The sequence below is a fragment of the Flavobacterium sp. KACC 22758 genome, from assembly GCF_028736135.1.
GTDB classification, from domain to species: Bacteria; Bacteroidota; Bacteroidia; order Flavobacteriales; family Flavobacteriaceae; genus Flavobacterium; species Flavobacterium johnsoniae.
In genome coordinates this window covers 1,384,393-1,403,621 of sequence record NZ_CP117878.1, presented here as the reverse complement: position 1 = coordinate 1,403,621, position 19,229 = coordinate 1,384,393, and the positions used below count along the sequence as shown (strand labels likewise).

At 33.4% G+C, this 19,229-nt stretch carries 17 protein-coding genes and 1 pseudogene; 14 read left to right on the top strand and 4 right to left on the bottom strand.

What is annotated here, in order from left to right:
* The first annotated feature begins 56 nt into the window (after positions 1-56).
* On the top strand, positions 57-521 hold the full coding sequence (locus tag PQ462_RS05930; protein WP_012024233.1) for a DUF1456 family protein: 465 nt from the start codon (positions 57-59) through the stop codon (positions 519-521).
* A 147-nt stretch (positions 522-668) separates the two neighbouring features.
* On the opposite strand, the gene PQ462_RS05925 is transcribed toward PQ462_RS05930, so the two are convergent.
* Entirely contained in the window at positions 669-1,376 is a 708-nt protein-coding gene (locus tag PQ462_RS05925; RefSeq protein ID WP_121361924.1) for a LytR/AlgR family response regulator transcription factor, read from the bottom strand.
* 3 nt (positions 1,377-1,379) lie between these two features.
* The gene (locus PQ462_RS05920) at positions 1,380-2,420 is read right to left on the bottom strand and encodes a sensor histidine kinase (protein WP_274252724.1); all 1,041 of its coding nucleotides are present in this window, start codon (positions 2,418-2,420) and stop codon (positions 1,380-1,382) included.
* Between the two features lie 221 nt (positions 2,421-2,641).
* Between PQ462_RS05920 and PQ462_RS05915 the strand changes: the two genes are divergently transcribed.
* Positions 2,642-3,439, top strand: a complete 798-nt coding sequence (locus tag PQ462_RS05915) for a DUF5694 domain-containing protein (RefSeq protein ID WP_274252723.1) — start codon at positions 2,642-2,644, stop codon at positions 3,437-3,439.
* A gap of 466 nt (positions 3,440-3,905) precedes the next feature.
* On the opposite strand, the gene sucC is transcribed toward PQ462_RS05915, so the two are convergent.
* Positions 3,906-5,099, bottom strand: a complete 1,194-nt coding sequence (sucC, locus tag PQ462_RS05910) for an ADP-forming succinate--CoA ligase subunit beta (RefSeq protein ID WP_012024229.1) — start codon at positions 5,097-5,099, stop codon at positions 3,906-3,908.
* Between the two features lie 415 nt (positions 5,100-5,514).
* Here sucC and gltB point away from each other — a divergent pair, with 415 nt between their 5' ends.
* The 5 genes and pseudogenes from gltB (at position 5,515) to PQ462_RS05885 (ending at position 14,328) form a co-directional block, all read left to right on the top strand.
* Positions 5,515-10,032, top strand: a complete 4,518-nt coding sequence (gene gltB, locus PQ462_RS05905; RefSeq protein WP_274252722.1) for a glutamate synthase large subunit — start codon at positions 5,515-5,517, stop codon at positions 10,030-10,032.
* Between the two features lie 172 nt (positions 10,033-10,204).
* Positions 10,205-11,659 (top strand): glutamate synthase subunit beta, encoded by a 1,455-nt coding sequence (locus PQ462_RS05900; RefSeq protein WP_274252721.1) that lies wholly within the window; start codon positions 10,205-10,207, stop codon positions 11,657-11,659.
* Positions 11,660-12,344: 685 nt separating this feature from the next.
* A pseudogene (lysA, locus tag PQ462_RS05895) lies at positions 12,345-13,571 on the top strand (diaminopimelate decarboxylase); the annotation flags it as partial.
* A 131-nt stretch (positions 13,572-13,702) separates the two neighbouring features.
* On the top strand, positions 13,703-14,176 hold the full coding sequence (locus tag PQ462_RS05890) for a DUF6934 family protein (protein WP_274252720.1): 474 nt from the start codon (positions 13,703-13,705) through the stop codon (positions 14,174-14,176).
* Positions 14,173-14,328: a hypothetical protein gene (locus PQ462_RS05885; RefSeq protein WP_274252719.1), complete on the top strand. Its 156-nt coding sequence runs from the start codon at positions 14,173-14,175 to the stop codon at positions 14,326-14,328. Before PQ462_RS05890 ends, PQ462_RS05885 begins: the two co-directional genes overlap by 4 nt.
* Positions 14,329-14,480: 152 nt before the next feature.
* Here PQ462_RS05885 and PQ462_RS05880 read toward each other — a convergent pair whose 3' ends face one another.
* Positions 14,481-14,822 (bottom strand): hypothetical protein, encoded by a 342-nt coding sequence (locus tag PQ462_RS05880; RefSeq protein ID WP_274252718.1) that lies wholly within the window; start codon positions 14,820-14,822, stop codon positions 14,481-14,483.
* A gap of 204 nt (positions 14,823-15,026) precedes the next feature.
* Here PQ462_RS05880 and PQ462_RS05875 point away from each other — a divergent pair, with 204 nt between their 5' ends.
* The 7 genes from PQ462_RS05875 to PQ462_RS05845 all read left to right on the top strand — a co-directional run bounded on the left by PQ462_RS05875 (position 15,027) and on the right by PQ462_RS05845 (position 19,091).
* Entirely contained in the window at positions 15,027-15,455 is a 429-nt protein-coding gene (locus PQ462_RS05875) for a helix-turn-helix domain-containing protein (protein WP_274252717.1), read from the top strand.
* Positions 15,456-15,549: 94 nt separating this feature from the next.
* Positions 15,550-15,912 (top strand): hypothetical protein, encoded by a 363-nt coding sequence (locus tag PQ462_RS05870; protein WP_121361931.1) that lies wholly within the window; start codon positions 15,550-15,552, stop codon positions 15,910-15,912.
* A 38-nt stretch (positions 15,913-15,950) separates the two neighbouring features.
* Positions 15,951-16,400, top strand: a complete 450-nt coding sequence (locus PQ462_RS05865) for a hypothetical protein (protein ID WP_274252716.1) — start codon at positions 15,951-15,953, stop codon at positions 16,398-16,400.
* Between the two features lie 309 nt (positions 16,401-16,709).
* On the top strand, positions 16,710-17,261 hold the full coding sequence (locus PQ462_RS05860) for a hypothetical protein (protein WP_274252715.1): 552 nt from the start codon (positions 16,710-16,712) through the stop codon (positions 17,259-17,261).
* Between the two features lie 33 nt (positions 17,262-17,294).
* Entirely contained in the window at positions 17,295-17,774 is a 480-nt protein-coding gene (locus tag PQ462_RS05855) for a DUF1572 domain-containing protein (RefSeq protein ID WP_274252714.1), read from the top strand.
* Between the two features lie 25 nt (positions 17,775-17,799).
* Entirely contained in the window at positions 17,800-18,513 is a 714-nt protein-coding gene (locus PQ462_RS05850) for a M949_RS01915 family surface polysaccharide biosynthesis protein (RefSeq protein ID WP_274252713.1), read from the top strand.
* Between the two features lie 2 nt (positions 18,514-18,515).
* Entirely contained in the window at positions 18,516-19,091 is a 576-nt protein-coding gene (locus PQ462_RS05845) for a hypothetical protein (protein ID WP_274252712.1), read from the top strand.
* Positions 19,092-19,229: the final 138 nt, after the last annotated feature.

Here is a 19,229-nt window from a genome sequence, read left to right as displayed (position 1 = left end):
TAGTTTCAGATTGGAAAAACTTGAAACTTGAAACAGAAAAACCTGAAACAAAAATTATGACAAATAACGATATACTTAAAAAACTTCGCGTGGCTTTGATGCTCCGTGATGACCAGATAGTTGAAATTTTAGAATTAGTAGATTTTAGAATTTCGAAATCAGAATTAGGTGCTTTTTTTAGAGCCGAAGATCATCCAAACTACATGGAATGCGGTGATCAGGTTTTGCGTAATTTCTTAAACGGATTAGTGATTCATTTAAGAGGAACGAAAGAAAATCCTAAAAACCCTAATGATGTTTTAGCTAAACATAAATCAGAAATTCCGAAGAAAGAAACTTCTAAAGAAAGACCAGAATTTAAAGCTGCTCCAAAAGATTCAGAAAAATATAGAGGTGACCAAAGTTCTTCAAAATCAGGTTCATCAGCCGGAAAACCAAAAAAGAAAGCATTCCCAAAAGGAAATGGAAAACCAGCTGTTGTAGAAAAAGTGGTTTTTAAAAACGGTAAGAATAAGAAATAATTTATCCGCAAAGGGTACTGAGTTTTTTTTATCAGCTGTACACTCAAAAACGCAAAGTTCGCAAAGCTTTATCTATCCAGCTTTGCGAACTTTGCGTTTATAATTACAAAGAAAAGTAAATATCTCAGCGTACTTTGCGGTTAACTTTTAAATCTTATTCTCCTCTATTTTATCAAAAAATGCTTCTTTATAAGCTGCTCCAATAGGAAGTTCTTTTCCGTTAATGTAAACAGAATAATTGTCTGTTGATTCTAAATGTTTTAAAGAAACAACATAGGATTTCTGTATTTGAATAAAATTGTTTTCCGGTAATGATTCAATTACATTTTTCAATGACGAATGTGTAATAATCTGCTGTTTAGAAGTATGAATACAAACATAATTCTGAAGACTTTCTACATATAAAATATCATTTAAAAAAACCTTCTGGAATTTATTCTTTGCATCTGTTTTAATAAATAAAAAATCAGGTAAATTATTTTGATTTGAAACAACTGTTTTTGACTGAGTATTCAGTTTAGAAACGGCTTGATAAAACCGTTCAAAAGATATAGGTTTTAATAAATAATCAACAGCATTTAATTCAAACCCTTCTAATGCAAAATCAGGATAAGCAGTTGTAAAAATAACTTTTATATCTTTTGAAATAATTCTGGAAATCTGTAATCCTGTTAATTGAGGCATTTGGATATCCAGGAAAATCACATCAACAGATTGTGTATTTAAAAACTCTAACGCTTTTAATGAATCGTTAAAAACTTCGGTTTTTTCTAAAAAACTCACTTTCCCAATATAATTTTCGAGTATCCGTGTTGCAGGCGGTTCATCATCAACAATAATACATTTAAAAGCCATAAATTATTTTTTTAGCGGTATTTTTAAGTATGTCTTAAAGGTATTATTTTCTTCGCTTTTTTCAAGAACAAATTGGTTTTTATAAGCATATTCCAACCTTTTTATTAAGTTCGTAAAACCAATTCCGGTCGAGGAATAATTTTCACCGTCGGCATTATAATTAAAAGTTGAGATTTCCAGAAACTCATCTTTTATTTTAATGGAAATAACTGCGGTTTCTTTTTCTTTATTAAATTTTCCGTGTTTAAAAACATTTTCAACAAAATGAATTAATACCGATGACAATATTCTCTCATTAGAATAATCTCCTTCAACAGAAAAATCTAAATACAATTGATCTTCAAATCGTTTTCTCTGTAAATGAATATAGTTTTTTATAAACTGAATTTCCCTTGATAGTATTGCCTCATCTTTGTCTGTTTCTGTAATTACATACCGAAGCAGATCTGAAAGAACCAAAACATCTGAAGCCATTTTATCATCTTTTAAAATTAACTGACTGTAAAATGAATTCAAAGTATTAAATAAAAAATGCGGACTCACTTGTGCTTTCAGCATTTGAAATTCGGCTTTTTTATTCTCCAGCATTAATTCCTGATTTTGTTTCTGTGTATTTTGAAATTCCCAGAATAAATAACTGAAAGCACTTAAAATTACAGCAGGAAGTCCGTATAAAAAATTGTCTTTTATGTAGAACGTTATTTCTCTGCTTTCTTCAAAATAATTATGCATTCCTGTAAAATGAAACATAATTATTTCCTGAAAAAAATACCTTATACCTGCAAAAATGACTAAAGAAACCGGAATACTTAAAAAGTAAAAAAGAATTTTCTTTTTGTTTAAAAACCAGCTGCAAAAAGTATAAAAATTGAGAAGGTAAGACGCAAAAACCGAAAGCATAAAAGTCGATGTAAGCCAGAAATAAATTTTGGTTTGCTGTACCATCTCTAGTCGGTTATTTATTCCGTAATCCCAAAGACAAAAGGTTAAAAACAACCCGGCAAAAAGAATAATATGGTAGTAAAAAGGTATTTTAAGTTTCATAGAAAACAGTTATGAAACCAAAAATACAATTATACACTGAAACGAAAGTGTTGTTTATACAAAACCAGTTTTTCTTAGTGACAAAACATCAAAAATCATATACCAACTTTTTGAAAGTAAAATTTGAGCACTTGATCAAATAAAACCTGTAATTCATCAAAAATGAGAAAAACGCTTCTAACACACTTATACATTTGTTGTGAATCTAAATCAAAACAATCATGCAGAAAATCATTTTATTACTAGCACTTCTTACATTTAATCTTTCATCATCTCAAATAAAAAAGAAACAGGTTTTATTAATTGGAACTTTTCATTATGCAAATCCAGGTCTTGATGTTGCCCAGCTAAATAGTTTCAGCATTATGTCTGAAAAGAGCCAAAAGGAACTCGAAATTATGAGTGACAAAATCAAAAAGTTTGGACCTGATAAAATATTTGTAGAATGGGAATTTAGCAAACAAACCGACTTGGATAAGTTTTATAATAAAAATACTGACAGTCTTTTTAAAAACAACAAAAGTGAAATAACACAACTGGCACTTCGTACAGCTAAAAAACTGAATCATAAAAAATTATACGGAATGAATCTTTACACTTCTTTTCGATATGACAGTTTAATGATGGCAATGGAAAAAGCAAACCAAAAGGATTTAATACAGAGAAATAAAGTGGTGACGGAAAATTTCGAAAAGCAGCATAACGAAAAAATTAGAAAAAGTTCTTTACAAGAAATGATGCTGTATTACAATACAAAACAATCCGAAAATGAAAATATTCAATGGTATTTGGAAGTAGCAAACAGAGGTGGAAATCCAGATGATTTTACTGGAGCATCTTTAGTTGCAAATTGGTACAAAAGAAATTTATATATGTATTCTTTAATTCAAAAACTGACTGAAAGTACAGATAATAAAATAATGATTTTAGTCGGCGCTGGACATGCTGCATTGATTAGAGAATTTATATCTCATGATCCTGCATTTGAACTTGTAGATTTGGCGACTGTTTTGAAATAGTATTTTTTTAACCGCAAAGAGCGCAATCCCGATAGCTATCGGGAACGCAAAGTTCGCAAAGTTTTTAGCTACTGATTGTTAGGATTAGAAAGATTTAAAAAAATCTGTATTAATCTGTATAATCTGTGGCTAAAATTTTAAACATATAGCTTTGCGAATTTTTTGTTACCAATAGATTTTAATAAAGTTCCTAATTTTAAAACATAGCCCGTGGTTTCAACCAAGGAGACACAATGCATATCACAATTTGTTTATCAAATCTGTATGTCACTGAGCGTCTCCGTGGTTGAAACCACGGGCTATATTGAAATAAAATCCACAAAATTTTATCGATTTGGCTTTGCGAACTTTGCGTTTGTATTCATAATCCTTGACAAAAAACTTGCGCCCTTTGCGGTTAAATTAACTCCAAAAAAATCCCTCCGAAATGGAGGGATTTTCTATATAAATTGATTTCTTATTTTAATTAAGAAAGAGCAGCTTTAACTTGGTCAGCAGCTTCTTGGAATTGAACTGCAGATAAGATTGGCATACCAGAGTTGTCAATTAATTCTTTTGCAATTTCAGCATTTGTTCCTTGCAAACGAACGATAATTGGCACTTTAATAGCGTCTCCCATGTTTTTGTAAGCGTCAACAACACCTTGAGCAACACGGTCACAACGAACGATTCCTCCGAAGATGTTAATTAAGATAGCTTTTACGTTTGGATCTTTCAAGATAATTCTGAAAGCTGTTTCAACACGTTTAGCATCAGCAGTTCCACCAACGTCAAGGAAGTTAGCAGGCTCAAAACCAGCGTATTTAATTAAATCCATAGTTGCCATTGCAAGACCAGCTCCGTTTACCATACATCCTACAGTACCGTCAAGGTCAACATAGTTAAGACCAACTTCTTTAGCTTCAACTTCGATTGGATTCTCCTCACGGATATCTCTCATTTCAGCATATTTAGGTTGTCTGTATAAAGCGTTATCGTCGATGTTAACTTTAGCATCAACAGCTAAGATTTTGTTATCAGAAGTTTTTAAAACTGGGTTGATTTCAAACATAGAAGCATCAGAACCAATGTAAGCATTGTAAAGTGCGTCGATGAATTTAACCATTTCTTTGAAAGCATTTCCAGAAAGTCCTAAGTTAAAAGCAATTCTTCTAGCTTGAAAACCTTGTAACCCAACAGTTGGATCAATTTCTTCAGTAAAGATTAAGTGTGGAGTATGTTCAGCAACTTCTTCGATATCCATTCCACCTTCAGTAGAATACATAATCATGTTGCGTCCTGTACCTCTATTCAATAAAACAGAAACATAAAATTCAGAAGTTTCGCTTTCACCTGGATAGTAAACATCTTCTGCAACTAATACCTTATTTACTTTTTTACCTTCAGGCGGAGTCTGAGGTGTAATCAACTGCATTCCGATGATTTGTTCTGCTAACTCTTCAACTTGTTGTAAGTTTTTTGCCAGCTTAACTCCACCACCTTTTCCACGACCACCTGCGTGAATTTGTGCTTTTATTACATGCCATCCTGTACCAGTTTCGGCAGTTAATTGTTTTGCAGCAGCTACAGCTTCAACCGCATTGTTAGCCACAATTCCGCGTTGTACGCGTACTCCGTAACTCGCTAAAATTTCTTTTCCTTGATATTCGTGTATGTTCATAATATAGAATTTGTCTGGTTCTGAATTTATTTCAGAATAAAAGTGCGACAAAAGTAACAAAATACAACTTAATAGTAAAATCTTTTTCAATTAAATAATATTGTATACAGGTATAAACCGTTGAATATTTCTCAACGCAAACAAATCGTTAACGGAACAATTTGTTAATGTTAACACAAATCGCAGAAAACGTTTGATATTTAACAAAAAATTCACTGAATTTATTGGCCTTGCGACGATTTTTCTTAATATATTTTATTCTCAATTATGATTTTGATAATTCGCAATGGTTTATATAATAATATTATCATTTAAGAACCCTTTTTCTAATATTACTACAAAAATGAAAGCGAATAGATAATTTCACTACATTATGTTTAACGAAATCTTTATTTTTGTAAAAAAAATATCAAGAATGAGAGTTAAAGAACAAGGGCTTTATCTGCCTGAATTTGAACACGACAATTGTGGTGCAGGATTTATTTGTAATTTGAATGGTATTAAGTCAAATGATATTATTCACAAAGCATTAGACATCTTAATTAAATTGGAACATCGTGGTGCCGTAAGTTCTGATGGAAGAACTGGTGACGGGGCCGGAATTTTATTCGACATTCCTCATGATTTTTTTAAGAAAGTTTGTGACTTTGAAATCCCAGAAGCGCGTGAGTATGCAGTAGGAATGGTTTTTTTACCAAAAAGCAAAAACCAGGTTTCTTTTTGTATTAATGCATTTGAAGCTACAATCAAAGACCAAAACTTAAAAGTTTTAGGTTGGAGAGATGTACCCGTTGACGTTGAAAATCTAGGTGAAATCGCCGCAGAAAAAGAACCAACAGTTAAACAAGTTTTCGTTTCTAAAAACGGTCAGGATTTAACTGAACAAGAATTTAATGCAAAACTTTTTGCAGCTAGAAAAATTGCTGAACACGCCGTAAGAGGATCTAAAACCTCAGAAAGCCACATGTTTTATTTTACTAGTTTATCGACAACTACTATAATATATAAAGGTCTATTGATGCCGGAAGACATCAGCCGTTATTATATAGATTTGAAAGATCCAGACTTGGTGACTCGTTTAGCACTTGTACACCAGCGTTTCTCTACAAATACATTCCCATCTTGGGACCTAGCTCAGCCGTTTAGATACATGTGTCATAATGGCGAGATCAATACACTTCGTGGAAACGTAAGCCGTATGCGTGCTCGTGAAGAGCTTATGCAGAGCAAAGTTTTTGGCGATGATATCAAAAAATTATTCCCAATTATCTTAGAAGGAAAATCAGATTCTGCTTCTATGGATATGGTAATTGAACTTTTATTAATGACTGGCCGTTCTCTTCCAGAGGCAATGATGATGGTTGTTCCTGAAGCTTGGGAAAAACACCAGACAATGTCTCCGGAAAAAAGAGCTTTCTATGAGTACAATGCTTGTATCATGGAGCCTTGGGATGGCCCTGCTTCTATTCCGTTTACAGATGGAAACGTAATTGGTGCTTTACTAGACAGAAACGGATTGCGTCCTTCTCGTTATACATTAACGAAAAGCGGATTCGTAATTATGTCATCTGAAATTGGTGTATTAGACATCGATCCAGAAGATGTAATTCAGCACGGTCGTTTAGAGCCAGGAAAAATGTTCTTGGTTGATATGAACGAAGGCCGTATCATCGAAGACGAAGAAGTTAAAAAAGCGATAGTTACAAAACGTCCTTACCAGCAATGGGTTGACGAAAACTTGTTACCTTTAGCCAGCGTTCCTTACACAAATAACCCTACTCCTGTTGAAAAATTAGATTTCTTAACAAGACAGCGTTTGTTTGGTTATACTATCGAAGATTTAAAAACAATCATCAACCCAATGGGCAGCGACGGAGCTGAAGCAATCAGTTCTATGGGTAACGATACACCTTTAGCAGTTCTTTCAGATCAGCCTCAGTTGTTGTACAATTACTTCAAACAATTGTTTGCTCAGGTTACAAACCCGCCGTTGGATGGTATTCGTGAAGAAATCATCACTGATATCAGTTTAGCGATTGGTGGAGATTTCAATATTTTCGAAATTGAATCTAAACAATGTAAAAAATTAAAAATCCAAAATCCAGTTGTTTCTAATGAGGATTTGGATAAAATTAGAAATATAGATCACCCAGATTTCAAATCGGCTACTATTTCTACTTTATACAAAATAGAAAAAGGAGTTAACGGTTTAGAGCGTGCGCTTGAAAAATGTGTTCAGGCAACTTTTAAAGCGGTTGAAGAAGGATGCAACATCATCATCTTATCTGATAGAGGCGTGAGCGAAGAATTAGCTCCAATTCCAATGTTATTGGCTTGTTCTTACATTCACCACTCTTTGAACATTTTACAGGTTCGTTCTAAATTCGGAATCATCATCGAATCTGCAGAACCAAGAGAACCTCATCATTTTGCTTTATTGTTTGGATATGGTGCAAGTGCAATCAACCCTTACATGGTAAACGAAATCATTCACGATCAAGTTGAAAAAGGTTTCATCACAAAAGTAAAAGCTGATTATGCTGTTGTAAACTACAACAAAGCGATTGCAAAAGGAATCGTGAAAATCATGAACAAAATTGGTATCTCTACTTTACATTCATACAGAGCTGCTCAGATTTTCGAGATTTTAGGTTTAAACAAAACATTTACATCTAAATACTTCCCTTACACTCCATCAAGAATTGAAGGAATTGGTTTAATGGAAGTAGAGAAAGAAGTTAAAAAACGTTTCCAAAAAGCTTTCCCAAATTCAAAAATTGCAAACTTGCTTTCTCTTGAAATTGGAGGTATTTACAGATGGAGACGTGGTGGAGAAAAACACATGTTTAACCCAACCACTATTTCTAAATTACAACAGGCAGTTCGTTTAAACAGCCCAGAAAGTTATAAAGAATACTCAAATGCCGTTAACGAGCAAAGCTCAAACTTAATGACTATTAGAGGTTTATTCGAATTCAACAATTTAGACCCAATTTCTATTGATGAAGTAGAGCCTTGGACAGAAATTGTAAAGAAATTCAAAACGGGTGCCATGTCTTACGGATCTATTTCTAGAGAAGCACACGAGAATTTAGCAATTGCAATGAACAGAATTGGCGGAAAAAGTAACTCTGGAGAAGGTGGAGAAGATCCAAAACGTTTCCAGAAAGAAATTAACGGAGATTCTAGAAACAGTGCGATCAAACAAGTTGCATCAGGACGTTTTGGTGTTTCGATCAACTATTTGACAAATGCTAAAGAAATCCAGATTAAAATGGCTCAAGGTGCGAAACCTGGTGAAGGTGGACAGTTACCTGGAGAAAAAGTAGTGCCTTGGATTGCAGAAACCAGAAACTCTACACCTTATGTAGGTTTGATTTCGCCTCCTCCTCACCACGATATTTACTCAATTGAGGATTTATCTCAGTTGATTTACGATTTGAAAAATGCAAACCGTGAAGCTCGTATCAACGTGAAATTAGTTTCTGAGGTTGGAGTTGGAACCATCGCTGCCGGTGTTGCCAAAGCTAAAGCTGACGTAATCTTAATTTCTGGTTACGACGGAGGAACGGGAGCTGCTCCATTAACCTCTTTACAGCACACAGGTATTCCGTGGGAACTTGGTTTAGCTGAAGCTCAGCAGACTTTGATCTTAAACGATTTAAGAAGCCGTGTAGTTTTAGAGTGCGACGGACAGTTAAAAACAGGTCGTGACGTTGCAATCGCAGCTTTATTAGGAGCTGAGGAATTCGGTTTCGCAACTGCGCCGCTTGTAGCTTCTGGATGTATCATGATGAGAGCTTGTCACTTAAATACCTGCCCAGTTGGTATTGCAACTCAGGATCCTGAATTGAGAAAGAATTTCAAAGGAACTCCAGAGCACGTAATCAACTTCATGTATTTTATTGCTGAAGAGTTAAGAGAAATCATGGCGCAGTTAGGTTTCAGAACTTTAAAAGAAATGGTAGGTCAGTCACAAAAATTAAATGTGAACAAAGCCATCAAACATTATAAAGCAAATGGCTTAGACTTGTCATCAATTCTATACAAACCGGAAAAAGCGAAAACACAGCCTAATCATAATACAACTACTCAAGATCACCAACTTGAAAACGTATTGGATTTTGATATTATCAAAGAAGCTATTCCGTCTATCTATAGAAAAGAGAAAACAAGAGTAACCTTTAAAATTAAAAATACAGACCGTTCTGTAGGTGCGATTTTGAGTAACGAAATCTCAAAAATCTACGGCGCACAAGGATTACCTGATGACACTATTTTAGTTGATTTTGAAGGTTCTGCCGGACAAAGTTTTGGTGCATTCGCAACAAACGGATTGTCATTTAAAATTCACGGAAACTGTAATGATTATTTAGGAAAAGGTCTTTCTGGAGGAAAATTAATTGTAAAAGTACCTCCTACTGCAACCTTCAACCCTGAAGACAATATCATTATCGGTAACGTTGCCCTTTACGGAGCTATTACCGGAGAGGCTTATATTAATGGAATGGCCGGAGAGCGTTTCTGTGTGAGAAATTCTGGAGCAACAGCAGTTGTTGAAGGAATTGGAGATCACGGATGCGAATACATGACCGGTGGTACAGTAGTAGTTTTAGGAAAAACAGGAAGAAACTTCGCGGCTGGTATGAGCGGTGGTGTAGCTTATGTTTACGATCCAAATAAGAAATTCGATTCTACAGTTTGTAACATGGAAATGGTTGCATTCGACCCAATGGAAGAAGAAGATCTTACGAAACTAAGAAAACTGATCAAAAATCATTCGTTGTACACAAGCAGTCCATTAGCAAAAAGAATTTTAGCAGACTGGGAAAACCAACAACAGCACTTCGTAAAAGTAATGCCAACTGATTACAAAAAAGCATTACAAAGAATTGCAGAAGAGAAAAAAATAGAAGAATTAATAGCGGGATAAATGATTTTAGAATTCAGATTTTAGATTTTAGATTGAAATCAACCTCAAAGCTTTGCGAACTTAAAACTCTCAAAGAATTTTAAAAAAGCCTTTGCGCTCTTTGCGGTTAAAAAAATTGGAATTTGGAATTTAGTAATTGGAATTTTAATCATTTAGATTTAATTAAAATGTCATGGGTAAAATAGGCGGATTTAAAGAATATAACAGAGCCGATGAAAGTAATTTAGCAGTAGCAGAACGTGTTTCTAACTACAACGAATTTACTATTCCGGTACCAAAAGATAAATTAAAAGAACAAGGATCAAGATGTATGGACTGTGGAATTCCTTTTTGCCACAGTGGTTGTCCGTTAGGAAATTTAATTCCTGACTTCAACGACATGGTGCATCAGGAAGAATGGCAGAGTGCATTAGAGATTTTACAATCTACTAATAACTTCCCTGAATTTACAGGACGCTTATGCCCTGCTCCATGCGAGAAATCATGTGTATTAGGAATCATCAAAGATCCGGTTTCTATCGAAAACATCGAAAAAAGCATCGTAGAAAGAGGTTTCGCTGAAGGATGGATTAAACCACAAGCACCAAAAACAAGAACTGGAAAAACAGTTGCCATTATTGGTTCAGGACCTGCGGGACTTGCAGCTGCTCAACAGTTAAACAGAGCTGGTCACACGGTTACTGTTTTTGAAAGAGACAACGCAATTGGTGGTTTATTACGTTACGGAATTCCAAATTTCAAATTAGAAAAAGGAATTATCGACCGTCGTGTAGCTATTCTTGAAGCAGAAGGAATCACTTTCAAAACTAATGTAAATGTTGGTGTTAACTTCAGCGTTGAAGAATTAAACCAATTCGATTCTATCGTTTTATGCGGAGGAGCAACTGAAAGAAGAAGCTTGCCAACTAAAGGAATCGAAAGCAAAGGCGTTGTTCAGGCAATGGATTTCTTAACACAGCAAACTAAAGTTTTATACGGAGAATCAATTCCAGATCAGGTTAAAGCAACTGGTAAAGATGTAATCGTTATTGGTGGTGGAGATACTGGTTCTGACTGTATTGGAACTTCAAACAGACACGGAGCTAAATCGGTAACTAACTTTGAGATTTTACCAAAACCTCCAGTTGGAAGAAGCGAATCAACTCCTTGGCCTTTCTGGCCGTTGCAACTTAAAACATCTTCTTCTCACGAAGAAGGCTGTGACAGAAACTGGTTAATCAATACCAAAGAATTCATTTCTAACGATAAAGGTGAATTAACTGGATTAAAAACTGTTGAAGTGCAATGGAAAATGACTCCAGGTCAGCGTCCTGAATTAATCGAAAAAGAAGGTTCTGAAAAAATCTGGCCTTGCGATTTAGCTTTATTAGCTCTTGGATTTACAGGTCCGGAGAAAACATTAAGCGAACAATTAGGAATCGAAACTGATATGAGAAGCAATTACAAAGCGCATAACTATCAGACAAACGTGCCTCACATTTTCACAGCAGGTGATATGAGAAGAGGACAATCATTAATCGTGTGGGCTATTTCAGAAGGTCGCGAAGCTGCAAGAGAAGTAGATTTATTCCTTATGGGATCTACAAACTTGCCTACTAAAGGAAAAGGAGATTTACCGAGCTTATAATTTTTTTTAGGTTCTGAGGTGCTAAGATGCTAAGATACTAAGTCTTTTTTCCTTGCATTTTATTAATCTTTTCCGATAAACAACATAACTAACTACTACAAACCCTTGAATTGATAATTCAGGGGTTTTGTTTTTTTTAGCCATAGATTATCATGGTTAAAAGGATTTTTTCTTAGCCACGACCCGAGCGATAGCGAACTGGCGAAGCAATTACACCAATTTTCACGAATTTTTATTTTCTGGCCGGTTTCTATTTCAATATAGCCCGTGGTTTCAACCACGGGAATACAATCTATGACTAAGCCCAATCCCAATGTTTCCCGTGGTTGAAACCACAGACTATGTTTTAGTATTTTGCGAAAAATCTAAAATTAAAAATTCGTGAAAATTTGTGTAATTCGTGGCTAAACAAAAAATAATCTGTGCAAATCATTTTATCCAGATAGCTATCGGGAGTGGCAAAATAATAATTTCAACAGCATTTAAGAATAAGTTAATTCGCGAATTCGAGCCAAAAAAACTTAGTACCTTAGCATCTTAGTACCTCAGTACCTTAAAAAAGGTTACAAAATTCCAAAACAAGCAACTTTTTGTTTAAAATAAAACAATTTGTTATAATTTGTTATTTTTCTACAAATTATTTGTTGATAGATAAAAGTGTAATAACTTTGCCCAAAATGATTTAAAAATGCAAGCAAAAGATTTACTGCAGTTAGCAGACCAATTTGGAAGTCCGTTGTATGTTTACGATGCCGAAAAAATCCAATCTCAGTACAATAGGTTAACTAAAGCTTTCTCTAAGGTAGAAAACTTAAGAGTTAATTACGCCATGAAGGCATTGTCAAATGTTGCGATTCTTCAGTTATTAAAGAACATGGGGTCTGGTTTAGATACTGTATCAATTCAGGAAGTTTTATTAGGACTTCATGCTGGCTATGAACCCGAAAGAATTTTCTTTACACCAAACGGCGTTTCTCTAGAAGAAATCGAAGAAGTTGCCGCAATGGGTGTACAAATTAATATTGACAACTTATCTATTCTGGAGCAATTCGGAACAAAACACCCGCATATTCCGGTATGTATTCGTATTAATCCACACGTAATGGCGGGCGGAAACGCTAACATTTCTGTGGGACATATTGATAGTAAATTCGGAATTTCTGTTCACCAGATTCCGCATATATTGCGAATTGTCGAAAACACAAAAATGAGCATCGTAGGAATTCACATGCACACAGGATCTGATATTTTAGATATCGAAGTATTCTTGTATGCTGCTGAAATCTTATTTGATACCGCAAAACATTTCAAAGATTTACAATTCTTAGATTTTGGAAGCGGATTTAAAGTTCCTTACAAAAAAGACGATATCGAAACAGACATCGAAGAATTAGGTAAAAAATTATCAAAAAGATTCAACGCTTTTTGTGCTGAGTATGGAAGAGACTTAACGCTGATTTTCGAACCAGGAAAATTTCTGGTGAGCGAAGCAGGTCATTTCTTAGTAAAAGTAAATGTAGTAAAACAAACAACATCTACAGTTTTTGCTGGAGTAGATAGTGGTTTCAACCACTTAATTCGTCCAATGTTATACGGATCTTCACACCATATCGAAAACATCTCAAACCCAAAAGGAAAAGAGCGTTTTTACTCAGTTGTTGGATACATTTGCGAAACTGATACTTTTGCAAACAACCGTAGAATTCAGGAAATTACTGAAGGAGATATTTTATCTTTCAGAAACGCTGGAGCATATTGTTTCTCAATGTCTTCAAACTACAATTCAAGATACAAACCAGCCGAAGTCTTATGGATGAACGGTCAGGGAATCTTGATTCGCCAGGCTGAAACATTTGAAGATTTACTTAAAAATCAAATTCCGTTACCACAAGAAATTGCTGCTGCGGTTTAACAATAGAAAAAAAGAGAATATCACTTTAATCCCGTTTCTTAATTGAGGCGGGATTTTTTTATTCCAGATTTTTGTCTAAAAATTTAGATAAATTTATAAAAACTTTAATTTTGTAAGAAATTTACACGTAAATGAATTATAAAAAATATGCTCTTATTAAAAATGAATTATCGACTGTATTCAATTTTGTAAGTGTCGGACATAAAGGCAATTTTAGAAAAGTAGTTGTTTATTCACCTACTACAAACTCAAATGTATACAATCTTGGTTTTGGAGATTTAAAATACGATTTATCAAAAAAGAAATATATTATAGATGATCAAATCATAAATGATAACGGAGATATTAGAATTGTTTTAGCAACTGTAGTAAAAACTGTATATGAATTTACAAGTGTTAATCCGCAAATAACAATCTTTTTTAGAGGAAGTGATGCCAGAAGAACAAATACTTACAAAAGAGCTATTATGTTAAATCTAGAGGAATTATCAGAAACTTTTGATATATTTGGTGCAAGAATGATTGATAATAATAAAATCATAGATGAGCCATTTGATTATAAAAAGGACTATGATGGTTTTTTAATTAAAAGGAAAAGAATATGAAGAGTGTAAAAAAAACAATTAAAACTAAAAGATTAACTACAAAAGACTCAAAAGTTATTATTGATTCATCACTTAATAATCTTAAAAATATTGAGTTTCAATCTGGAAAACAAGATGAAATTAATAAAATCGAGTTTAAACTAAGCTTTTAATTTCAAAAGTAACATATCATAAATCCTGTTCTCGAAAAGTGAATGGGATTTTTTATTTTGCCCCCGCCAGCGCGAGCGTCCCGCTCGTGAACATAATCTTAAGAAATCAACAATAAAAAAACTTTCACAGGCACGAGCGAGACGCAAGTATATTATTCTTTTAAATTTTGAACTTTTTCAAGAAGCATTTCATCGATTTCATCCAGAAATTCAAATGCATCCAGAGGAAAAAGCTGATGTACAACTTCTAAAATTAAAGACAAATTGATAGTTGTTTTTATATCTGTTTCTGAAATTTTATGCACATCGTTATCTACGCCTAAAACGCATAGTTTTAGCATTTCGCTAATAGCACAGCCAAGTTCATAATAACTTGAAAATTTAACTTTGGCAACATATTGCTCATTTTCTTTATTCGCCGATTTTAGAGTTTTAAAATAATAACACATTAATTTTCTAAATTTCTCTTCATTTTCCATTTCATTTTTTTTCATCGGTATTTAATTTCTTGTTTATATTTTTAGGCATTTATTTTATTTAACAATCTTTAATTTTAAAGTAAGAAAAATTGTATTTTTACTTCCCGCAAGTAATCAATAGATTTTCGGGTAACCGACAAATGATAATTGTATCTTACAAAGTATTTTTGTTTTTTACAACGATCAAAAAATCTAAAATTTTTTAAATATCTTTGAGCTATGACTACAACAGCAAAACCAAAACATATTGGAAGAAACATAAGCCGAATCAGAGAGCTTAGAGGTATGAAACAAGAAGCACTTGCTTTTGCAATTGGTGTTACGCAGCAAACTGTTTCAAATATTGAAGGAAGCGAAACCATTGAAGATGATAAATTAGATGCAATTGCTGAAGTTTTAGGCGTTTCGGCAGAAGCTATAAAAAATTATAGCGATGAAGCTGTATTTAATATTATTGGAAATACATATCACAATAGTAGTAGTGACAATTCTACAATGATTGCTGCTTCTATGAACTTTCATCCAACATTCAATCCAATAGATAAATTGATTGAATCTTATGAAGAAAACAAAAAGCTTTACGAACGTCTAGTTCAGGCCGAAAAAGACAAAAACGAATATTTAGAAAAATTACTAAAAGGAAAATAATTTCCTCGATAATAAAAATCCAGCAAAAGCACAAAGATCTTATGATTTTGTGCTTTTTTTGTAAACGAAAAATAAACAAATAAAATACAACAAAATGAAACCACAAATACGAATCCTTGTTTACTCAATTCTATTCTTTTTATACCTTACTTCTACAACCTTTTTTCTTTCGGTAGGCGAAAAATTAAAAACCGATCCTTATATAACTTTAGGCTGCGGATTTGCTGTTTTCAATCTCATTTATGCCTTTTTTGGATTAAAGTGGAATGTATTACTAAATATAATCTCGGCTATTGGTATTGCTGCTTTATCTCTATTCTTGGCTTTAAAATTTACCAATCTGCATTTGTTTATAGATTACGATCCGTATCAGGTTAAAACCGCCATATTTGCGAATGCTGTTTTCTCAATTATTTTTTGGGAAATTGTGTATCAGATAAAAATTAGAAAATCATAAATTAAATTCAAAACTACCCAAATCTAAAACCAAAAACAATGAAAATTACGATTTCCCTGTCGGCATTATTCCTGTTATTTACTGCCAATGTTTTCAGCCAGACCTTAGCCGATTTAAAATTAAAAGCAAAAGAAATTCCAAAAGGTTATACAGCAAACGACGGTCAAATTTGTGTTACGCCTCAGGCCTGCAATTTTTATACAGATATCGAAACCTACAGTAATATTGTGGGAGTCGTAAAAAGCAAGCAGATTCAAAGTTTTAAAAACAGAGCCGACAGCGGTTCTATTATGTATTTTGAATTTGAACACGTTTTTAAAGGCGACAGATTTCTGCAGGGATTATTATGGGGAAAAGCCGGCCAGCCAACCAATGAACGTCCGGAAGAATATTTGGCAAAAGGAAAATTTCTAATTATTTGGAGTTTTCGCCCAGACAGCCCAGTTAAAGAAAAATCAGAAACAAAAATTGAGGCTATTTTGCAATAAACAATACATTTTCTATCTACTGTGAAACCTCCGGAGGAGTGCAATATTTATAGCACAATTCATGTCCATACACAAAAAGCTCCAGAGGAGCGGCACATTTTAAACAATATATATCGCTCCGCTGGAGCTTGAAATCTGCGTGTACATCATTGTTATAAATATTATGCTTCTCCGAAGCATTTTTTATTGAACAATCTAATTTCAACAAAGACACATTGCGGCGGCTAATTTTCATTTCCTGTAACTTTCTTGTAAACCTTTTTTTATATTTTAGCGATTCGAAATACACCTAAATCGCAATTCAAAAACATGAAATTCAAAATTTTACTTTTATCTGCCTTTATTTTTATCTCTTGCAAAAAAGAATCAACAACCGAAAAAACACCAGCTGCTTTAAAAGACACAGTTGTAACAGTAGAAGAAAATGAAATTATAAACGACGACTTCGATACAATTGTAATTTCTGCAAAACATAAAACAAACAAAATTCTATGCGATTTAGACGGAGACGGAAAAAATGAAACTGTAGAAATTGTTCGAAGTACAAATAACGATAAAAGCGGTCTGCGAATAATTTTCGGGAACGGAAACCGCACAGATTATTTCGGAATGGGAAATAATATTCTGGATCAGGGTTTTGACGAAATTGACTGGGCCGGAGTATTCGAAAAAGCATCAAAAGGAAACATTGTATGGAACAATGTAAATGAAGACGGCGAAATTATAAGCGATGAAGAAATAAAAGAAGGAGACAAAATAAAACTGCCAAACGACGGAATCTTTATTCACGCCGATGAAAGCTGCGGAGGCGGGATTATTTACCTAAATAATGGTAAATACGATTGGGTTCAGCAGGAATAAAGCTGTAAAATAACTTCCTAAATAATTTTGAATATGAAAAGTACATTAGAAATTGCTAGTCGTTTTAAAGAAATTATCCTAAACGGAACTTGGGTTGCAAATACAAATTACAAACTCCAGCTCGAAAATCTGGATTGGAAAATCGCAGTAAAACCTGTTCAAAACTTAAATACAATTGCAGTTCTTGCACAGCATATTCATTATTACATTAAAGGACTTAATCAGGTTTTTAAAGGCGGAACACTCGATATAAAAGACAAATTCAGTTTTGACTTTCCTTCTATTCAATCACAGGAAGAATGGAACAACTTTTTAGAGAAGTTTTGGAACGACAGTCAAGAATTTGCTTCTTTTGTTGAACAAATGCCAGATGAAAAACTCAATGAACCATTCGTTGATGAAAAATACGGTACTTATAGAAGAAATATTGACTGTATGATCGAACACAGTTATTATCATTTAGGGCAGATTGTATTGATAAAAAAGCTACTTACTCAATTAAACCCAAATTAATTTTTTAAACGCCAAAATAAAATTTATGAAAAATATTTTCATCGTATTACTTTCTGTAATTCTCTTTTCAAGCTGTAAAGAAGATAAAAAAGAAGAAATTAAACCCACAGCAAAAACCGAATCAGAAGCAATTGAAGACAAAGATTTTGTTTTAACGGTAGAAAAAATTGATTCTACACAATTTCCAAGTTCAATAAAATATGAAGGCTTTATTAAAAATGCCGTTCGATGGAAAGATAAATTAGGAGATAATATTGTGATTACAACCGAAACAGGCTATCATATAAACAAAAAATTTGAACACGAAACCGATGGCTCTGATGCCGAATTGTTTGCGTATCATTTTATAGTTTCGGGAAATGAAGCAAAACAAACCTGGAAAGTTTACGACTATATTTCAGATTGTCCTGTAGATATAGTAGCCTCGTTTGTAAAAAACACATTTCAGGTTACAGATTTTAACAAAAACGGAATTGCCGAAACATGGCTGATGTACAAAACTGTCTGCCACGGCGATGTGAGTCCGTGCGACATGAAGGTTATCATGTACGAAGGAAATCAAAAATATGCTATGCGAGGCGAAAGCAAAGTTGCTGTTGGACTTCTTGACAATGGCAAAGAACAATATATAGGCGGTGAATATAAACTGGATGAAAACTTCAAAAAAGGCCCCAAAGTTTTTAAAGAGTTTGCTCAAAAATTATGGAGCGATAATTTAATTGAAACCTGGGAAGATTAAAAATGGAAAAGAAATATCTAAAATACTTTAAAGATTTCATCGAAGGAAAAGATGTCGCAGCCTGGAAAGTCTTTTGGAAAGAAAATTCTAAAGAACTCGAAAAAGAATTATCAAGAACAGAATTTTTAAAATTAAAATTTGAGAAAATTAGTTTTGGTGAAGAAATTTTAAAAAGAGAAAATATTTCTTTTAACTGGACTCCAAAAGGAAAGCAACAAAAAGTCTGGGCAGATCTGCATGATAGCGTTTGCGATGAAAATGGAAAACCTTTATTGTCATTTAGAAGAAAAATGTTTTCGGGAGCTTTTGGAGCCTATCTAGACAATAACCAAGCACAAAGCATTAATTTAATAAAAAAGCATATAAATGGTATTTTAAAACAGAAAGATGCTATCGAAAAATCGAATTCATTAAATGATGCTGAATTTGATGCAGAAGCTTTATTAGAAGAAGGTTATAGCAAATTTGCTTTAATTGTACTGAAAGAAATAAGCGAAATAAATACGGATGATGATTTATTGACTGCTGCCATAAATTATGCGAAATTATGTGTTATAAAAAATACACATCTATTTTAATCCCGATAGAGCTGATATTATCGAAGATATAAATGCAAAAGCGGGGCTAATCGTTCTTGTAAAAACCTCTTTATGCTCTTCAAAATATTTAAAAAAGGCATAGTTGTTGAAAGTTAAAAAAGATATATTTACACCTTC